This window comes from Alicyclobacillus suci (assembly GCF_017329615.1).
GTDB classification, from domain to species: domain Bacteria; phylum Bacillota; class Bacilli; order Alicyclobacillales; family Alicyclobacillaceae; genus Alicyclobacillus; species Alicyclobacillus suci.
This window is the reverse complement of record NZ_JAFMTW010000005.1, coordinates 137,944-144,278: the sequence shown is the minus strand read 5'-3', so window position 1 is coordinate 144,278 and position 6,335 is coordinate 137,944. Positions and strand designations below refer to the sequence as shown.

The window sequence follows — 6,335 nt, the reverse complement described above, 5'->3', positions numbered from 1 at the left end:
ATGACCGACCGATATCCACTATATGTAAGGCGCTTTAGCTGTACTGCGATGCTGATTCTTTTTTCACTTCAACCAAAAACGCCATTCTGCAAAACGCTCAGATAAATGACCATCTCCCAAGGGAAATGGTCGATTGCCGCAGTAAGTTGTGGAGGCATAAAACAAGCGACCGACTTCACGCAAAAACGCAAATTTGCAATTCAAAATGCACCAATGCATGATGTTCGTATGGATGTGAAATCATTCGTTATAAATTAGGGGAAATCGTATCATTGGAGGGTATCATGTCGACGTCTTTCTTATTCGCGGATCACAGTATTACAGTATGGGAACCACTACACGCTGAGATTGTATCAGAACACGAATGTATCATTAAATTGGCACCCATTCATTCGCCAAAAGACCATGGGACACGGGCGATGGCACGTGAAACAGGCCTCGATGTTCCACAGCCCATTGGCCGACTCGTCTACGATTTTCATCATGATGCATTTTTTCTAATGGATATGTTAGAACCAGTGCATATGGGCTTCAAAGAACACCCCGCACGAACAACGTATGCCGTTCACTTAAGTTTGCAACATGAATGAGAATATCCATCGCATAACTGTTCGACCGACATTCAGTCTATGTCTCTGTCCCCGAACTCAGGCAACAGCTTTTTCTCCGTAACCGGTTGTCTGTCAGGCGCGTTACAGTATGTATCTCCACATCGGCCTAATCGGTATACTTGCTTATCTACTCGGCGAAACCCCGTTTGGTATACCCACTGGGCACGCTCCTCAGGGACAAGACTCTGACACCTAAGGCAATAAAACACCGTAAACACCACCCGTCGACGACGTTCGACCTTATTCGACACATTACCGACATCATTATAGGTTACGGGACTATGTGTGTCTACATTTGTAGAAAAACAACCGCATAGAAAACGTCATCCAACCTCATATGCAGTCGAAAAAAAAAAGAGCCCATGCATCACTGCACAGGCTCCTTTTTTTTACTTATACTCGAACTACGTTTGCCGCTTGTGGACCCTTAGGACCCTCAACGATATCAAATTCAACGCGTTGACCTTCATCAAGCGTACGGAAACCATTGCTTTGAATTGCGCTAAAGTGCACGAATACATCGTCGCCGCCTTCAACTTCGATAAACCCAAAGCCCTTTTCAGCGTTAAACCATTTCACTGTACCTTGTTGCAAAAAAATTCCTCCATGGTGCTACATGCACACTTCAATTTGCACAAATACTGCCCAATACGACCAGGGTCGAGTTGAAAGCAGATATTGTATCAAGCAAGTGAAACCCTTGCTCAATCTGTATTCTACACCGTTTTCCAGCGCGTGTCAATTAGGCATTGCTATCCAAACAAAAGACCTATGCCAAGAAGATGCGCAATGACACGACATGAGGTATGGTATTTCTATCACGAATGGAGGGATGACAAGTGGTCGAACACGTTGTGCTATTCAAATTTGGTCCCCATACCACAGACGAGCAAATGCAGGAGTGCATTAAAAAGGCAGCCACACTTCAGGATGAAATACCAGGAATTGTTGACTTTGTGGCTGGCCGGGACTTCTCAGGAAGAAATCAAGGATTTCAGGTTGGTTTAACCGTTCGCTTCAAAGATCGTGAGGCACTTGACCACTACATACCTCACCCAAAACATCAAGAGTTTGTTCAATACACCTTAGATATTGGCCGCCAGGACATTATTGTGCTCGATTTCGAAATCTGATGCTGCAACTTTCGTTAACGCTGGGGAGCATTCTTCTCCCCAGCCCCCAACGTGTCCCCGTGGCCTATAGAACTTAGGCACTTACGCCGTCAAGGCCGAGTTCCGGTGCAATCGCCGCTAAAGCGCCAATCACCGTCGCAATGTGCTCATCGAGGCTTACGCCCAGTTCCTCAACACCCAAATAGACATCATCCCGGTTCACACCACGAGCAAACGCTTTGTCTTTTAGTTTCTTCTTCACACTTCGCACTTCTACTTCTGCGAGGTTCTTTGTCGGTCGAACCATGGCAACAGCCATCACGAAACCACATATTTCATCGCACGCGAATACGACTTTGCTCAACTGCGTGTCGCGTTGCAAATGATTGTAACTGGCGTGTGCGCGGATGGCATAGATAACGTCCTCCGGGTACCCTTGTTCAGCTAAAATGCGAGCTCCGACAATCGTATGTTCTTCTTTTGAAGGGTACATTTCGTAGTCAAAATCGTGCAATAACCCGGTTATGCCCCATTTTTCTGCATCCTCTCCAAACTTTTTGGCATAGGCGCGGCAAGCCGCTTCCACCGCATACGCATGCCGTAACAAGGACTCAGATTTCGTATAATGTTTCAACAACTGCAAGGCCTCTGCACGCGTTTTCATGTAATCCCCCCAGAATCGATATGAAACAGCATCAAGTACTGTCAATTCAAAACACTTCTATTTTACATCCCCGCACGCTAGATGGACTAGGGTAAACTTGGTCTGCGCCTAGCATGTAAACGGTTTCGATAGCTTTCGAGCAACCATTCGCCTTATACTGTACTTGCATATCGCATACCCCCACATGTGGGGCGGCCGTCATAAGGCCGCCCTTTTTCATTGACCACTGAACCATCTCGACGCAATCCGCACCTTCATTATCCATATGAAGGAAAATAATTAAACAATTCGTGATCTCTCCTGTTTTAAATAGCCTAACACTCAACAATTACCTATTAGTAGAGAGGATACGTAAGGTACAATGTTGGTTTGTAGGACACGACATCTTATTCACCGGAGGACTCAAATGCCGAAGCATAGATTGCAGATAACCATTAGCACCATGTCCGTGTTGACAATTGGCGCGCTCCTAAGCGGATGTGGCAGTCAACCATCCGCCCAACCAAATTCCCCACCGCCTGCTACCGTGCCCAAAGGGACGTTGACGGCTGTGGCTAACGACAGCGCATACGCCTACATCAAAGGAAAGTGGGTCGACTTGCCACCTAGCTCTGAAACCAGCGTACCGACTGATCCATTTCAAACGCTCGATTTCTCAGGGGACGGAACACCGACAGCCGCGACGGTCGGCAGTGATGGAAATATGTTCGACGGAAGTCAAGCAGCCCTTTGGGAATATAACAAGGGTTGGCAGGCCATATCCATCAACGGTGATGGAACCATCACCGTTCACGCATGGTCACCTCAAAACATCCTCTACGCAGCGCCCGATGACGGTCAAACAAACGGCATTTGGCGACAATCTGGCAGGCGCTGGCAACTTGTAAATGGCAGTGCAACCTTAGGTTACATCCAATCCATACAATGGTCGCCAAAAGGCACCCTTACGGTTGTGTCAGAAGCCTCGGACGGATCGACAACCGTTTGGCAGTATCTTAATAATCAATGGGAAAACTTGAATTCTGCACACGTTCCGTTTGCTGCAGACACAATCCAGGTATCCTGGTCTCCGGATGGCGTTCTTACGGTGGCTACAAACCATCATGGCGTCTGGCAATATCGTAACGGGACATGGACCCAACCGGGCGGCAAAAGTCCCATTGACACAGTCTCACAAGTTGGATGGTCTCCGGAAGGAGATTTGGTAGTCTCGGGTGCAGGTGGACAATCCACTGGTTTGTGGGCCTTGGAAAATGGTACATGGTCTGCACTTGGCAATGCACAAGTGGCATCTCCATCACACGGCATCCGACAATTTGGATGGTCTCCCTCAGGAGTCCTCACAGTCAGTGATGCTGCGACAGACCACATCTACCAATTGAAATCTGGGCATTGGGTAACCATTTGGAACAAAACCTCTGCATCTGATCGCAACGCGAGTCCCCCAGCGTTTCAATGGTCGCCTTCTGGCGTGTTGACTTGCGATGGTGGAGATTTAGGTGGCCTTTGGCAATACCAGAGCAGTACGTGGTCACAAATTGGCGGGGACAAGTCACCATTTCATGATATGACGTCGGTAATTTACGGCTGGTCCAAGTAATTCTCCTTGCAGTTTTCTAAGCAGAATTTCAAAGCCACAAATCAAGAGGCTGTCCTTAGCAGTCGTGCTCACGCTCGGGACAGCCTCTATGTGAAAGGTGGGCTAGCGCCAGCTAGAACCCAAATTTAGCATATATCGACTGTCTCAAAATCGCTTCAAAAAAGACTTCCACTACAGCTTCAGTGGTACTCCCGTTCTCGTTCTCGATTCCCCTGCCCTTGCTGCATATACTGCTCGCCCAGCTTTTCAAACTGCTGACCCTGCATTTGCTGCGTCTGCAGTTGTTGCTGAGAATTCGCGATAAATAGGTTCATTTGCGTAAGGACCTGATTGGTCTGAAGAAACTTGAGCGCTTGTCCTAGCAACTGAACGGATTGTTGGATACATTGCATGAGCTGTTCATTGGTCCGCTGTTGATGTTCCTGCGACGTCTGCCCAAATTCAGACAGCTGTTGCAAAAGATTATCCGAATTCTGGCCTTCCTCGTTATGTGCCGTATCGTTCCCACCCAATTGTTTGATCATTTTCTGCATTTCAACGACCTGATTCCTCAGCCCAGATATTTCGTCGCCGAATTCTGCCCGAAAGTTCCTAGCGGCTTGCTCCGCCACTTTGCGAACCTCGCGTTCAACTTCCTGATCCACAATCATTCCTCCTTCGGGTTCCACTGTCCACTATGTATAATGAGCAATCTGGAAATTTCTAAACGGCAGGATGCGATAACCGGCTTACAACAAAACGGCGCCACCGCCAAGCAACTTCTGCTTAGCGATGGCGCCGACATCAACGCGACAGACAACGTGAAAATAAAAAGCTCATGCGAATAAATTCGCATGAGCGGTTAACAGCCAATTACAGCTTGTAAACGTTCGCAGCCTGTGGGCCCTTTGGACCTTCGACGATTTCAAACTCTACAGCTTGTCCTTCATCCAGGGTTTTGAAGCCATTGCCTTGAATTGCGCTGAAGTGCACGAACACATCGTCGCCGCCTTCAACCTGAATAAAGCCAAAACCTTTTTCTGCGTTAAACCATTTAACTGTTCCCTGTTGCATGCAGTAATTCCTCCATGGTGCCTAAAGCACACTTTCAATTTACACAAAAGTCGTTCCCCAGACGAAAGGCGCTAGAGAATACGGCTCATGTATCAGTACATGTTCGTGCAGTTGCTATTTAGCGTAACTGTACACCCATTTTCACCAAGTGTCAATCACTCATCTGACTCGTGCGCTTCCGGAAGCATTCGTCAAGAAAGACACGTGCGCTCGATGGATAAATCACACAACAGCTGCACGTCATCATTATACGCGCGTTCCATAAAAATATTCCCGCAGTTTACGACCTCAGCATTCGTCGACAGCTTCTTGCCGTACTTCCGCTGAATACTCGGGCTGTCGCTGTTTCTTTGCGAGCTGTTTTAACTCAGAAAACATGGGATCCTGCGCGAGATGACCCGCTTGTGAACGATAATCACTGGACTCCAAATAATCGACGATTTGCCGGAGCGTTGCCATGCTTTCCCCCCTCGTCTAGACATCTGGAACCTCACCCGGGTGAAAGCCCCCTTCCGGTGTGCTTTCATTTTCCCCAAGATCATCGCACACGCCTCGGGCAACGTGTGGAAAGTTTGGAACAGCGCCACAACAAAAATGGGCGGTTCCAGTTCAGAACCCGCCCATTTTTTACGAACAGCACAGATTGCCCTGTGTCTCCACTTACTTCGCAAACACCAAATCTCCAATTTGCGCAATGGTTTTTTGCGATCTCACCCAACTACTCGCGGGCGTTTGAGCGGGATTATAGAAAACAAAAGCACCTGGTACTTCATCGTCATTCGTTTCCAATACCCGTTCGGCCGCTGTTACACTTGATGCATTCGGCGTCTGATAGATATAACCGTCAGGAACACAGGAGAACTGGTAATGTCCCCCGTCAATCTGAAACACGACATCGTGTACGGTCTTGCCATACTGACCGCTCTCCAGCCTGTGTAACACCACGTCTCCCACAGCAACCTGGGCTTCGAGTGACTCACCACCCGCCTCAGCGTTAATAATGTGCTCCATCCAATACAAGTTTTGCGCTTCTGTGCTATCGTTACTATTTGCAGCATCCACATTACTTGTCGTAGGGAGCTTTAGAACCGTTCCGACCAACAAATCTGCTGGATTCACCGAAGGGTTGGCACTTTCCAGAGACTGAAGCGAAATTCCGCGTGCATGCGAAATCTTCCACAGAGAATCTCCTGGTTGCACCGTCACAGTGGTGGCAGCAAATGCAGGTGTCATCGCTAGACCCCAAACGGCAGCGGCTGTAAAGGTACCTACAAACAAACGTGATAAACGCATGC

9 protein-coding genes are annotated in these 6,335 nt (G+C 48.1%); 3 read left to right on the top strand and 6 right to left on the bottom strand.

The annotated features are described in order from the left end of the window. The first annotated feature begins 284 nt into the window (after positions 1-284). A complete protein-coding gene (locus J3482_RS04630; RefSeq protein ID WP_146821121.1) occupies positions 285-590 on the top strand; it encodes a hypothetical protein in 306 nt (101 codons plus the stop codon). Between the two features lie 414 nt (positions 591-1,004). Here J3482_RS04630 and J3482_RS04625 read toward each other — a convergent pair whose 3' ends face one another. Beyond that, positions 1,005-1,205, bottom strand: coding sequence for a cold-shock protein (locus J3482_RS04625; RefSeq protein WP_146821123.1), 201 nt, complete (start codon positions 1,203-1,205; stop codon positions 1,005-1,007). 245 nt (positions 1,206-1,450) lie between these two features. Here J3482_RS04625 and J3482_RS04620 point away from each other — a divergent pair, with 245 nt between their 5' ends. Beyond that, positions 1,451-1,744, top strand: a complete 294-nt coding sequence (locus J3482_RS04620; protein ID WP_146821125.1) for a Dabb family protein — start codon at positions 1,451-1,453, stop codon at positions 1,742-1,744. A gap of 73 nt (positions 1,745-1,817) precedes the next feature. Here the strand turns inward: J3482_RS04620 and J3482_RS04615 are convergent, their stop codons facing one another. After that, complete coding sequence (locus J3482_RS04615; RefSeq protein WP_146821127.1) at positions 1,818-2,387, bottom strand: HDIG domain-containing metalloprotein; 570 nt, start codon at positions 2,385-2,387, stop codon at positions 1,818-1,820. Between the two features lie 406 nt (positions 2,388-2,793). Here J3482_RS04615 and J3482_RS04610 point away from each other — a divergent pair, with 406 nt between their 5' ends. Beyond that, positions 2,794-3,987: a WD40 repeat domain-containing protein gene (locus J3482_RS04610; protein WP_206922112.1), complete on the top strand. Its 1,194-nt coding sequence runs from the start codon at positions 2,794-2,796 to the stop codon at positions 3,985-3,987. Positions 3,988-4,166: 179 nt separating this feature from the next. On the opposite strand, the gene J3482_RS04605 is transcribed toward J3482_RS04610, so the two are convergent. The 4 genes from J3482_RS04605 to J3482_RS04590 form a co-directional block, all read right to left on the bottom strand. Next, positions 4,167-4,631: a hypothetical protein gene (locus J3482_RS04605; protein WP_146821131.1), complete on the bottom strand. Its 465-nt coding sequence runs from the start codon at positions 4,629-4,631 to the stop codon at positions 4,167-4,169. A 208-nt stretch (positions 4,632-4,839) separates the two neighbouring features. Further along, on the bottom strand, positions 4,840-5,040 hold the full coding sequence (locus J3482_RS04600; protein ID WP_021296303.1) for a cold-shock protein: 201 nt from the start codon (positions 5,038-5,040) through the stop codon (positions 4,840-4,842). A 288-nt stretch (positions 5,041-5,328) separates the two neighbouring features. After that, entirely contained in the window at positions 5,329-5,499 is a 171-nt protein-coding gene (locus J3482_RS04595) for a hypothetical protein (RefSeq protein ID WP_188332075.1), read from the bottom strand. A gap of 201 nt (positions 5,500-5,700) precedes the next feature. Next, entirely contained in the window at positions 5,701-6,333 is a 633-nt protein-coding gene (locus tag J3482_RS04590; RefSeq protein WP_146821133.1) for a cell wall hydrolase, read from the bottom strand. Positions 6,334-6,335: the final 2 nt, after the last annotated feature.

Bases quoted from the DNA above. Each gene is read 5' to 3' on its own strand.
- J3482_RS04630 (WP_146821121.1), top strand. From the start codon at position 285: ATGTCGACGTCTTTCTTATTCGCGGATCACAGTATTACAGTATGGGAA.
- J3482_RS04615 (WP_146821127.1), bottom strand. From the start codon at position 2,387: ATGAAAACGCGTGCAGAGGCCTTGCAGTTGTTGAAACATTATACGAAA.
- J3482_RS04610 (WP_206922112.1), top strand. From the start codon at position 2,794: ATGCCGAAGCATAGATTGCAGATAACCATTAGCACCATGTCCGTGTTG.
- J3482_RS04600 (WP_021296303.1), bottom strand. From the start codon at position 5,040: ATGCAACAGGGAACAGTTAAATGGTTTAACGCAGAAAAAGGTTTTGGC.
- J3482_RS04595 (WP_188332075.1), bottom strand. From the start codon at position 5,499: ATGGCAACGCTCCGGCAAATCGTCGATTATTTGGAGTCCAGTGATTAT.
- J3482_RS04590 (WP_146821133.1), bottom strand. From the start codon at position 6,333: ATGCGTTTATCACGTTTGTTTGTAGGTACCTTTACAGCCGCTGCCGTT.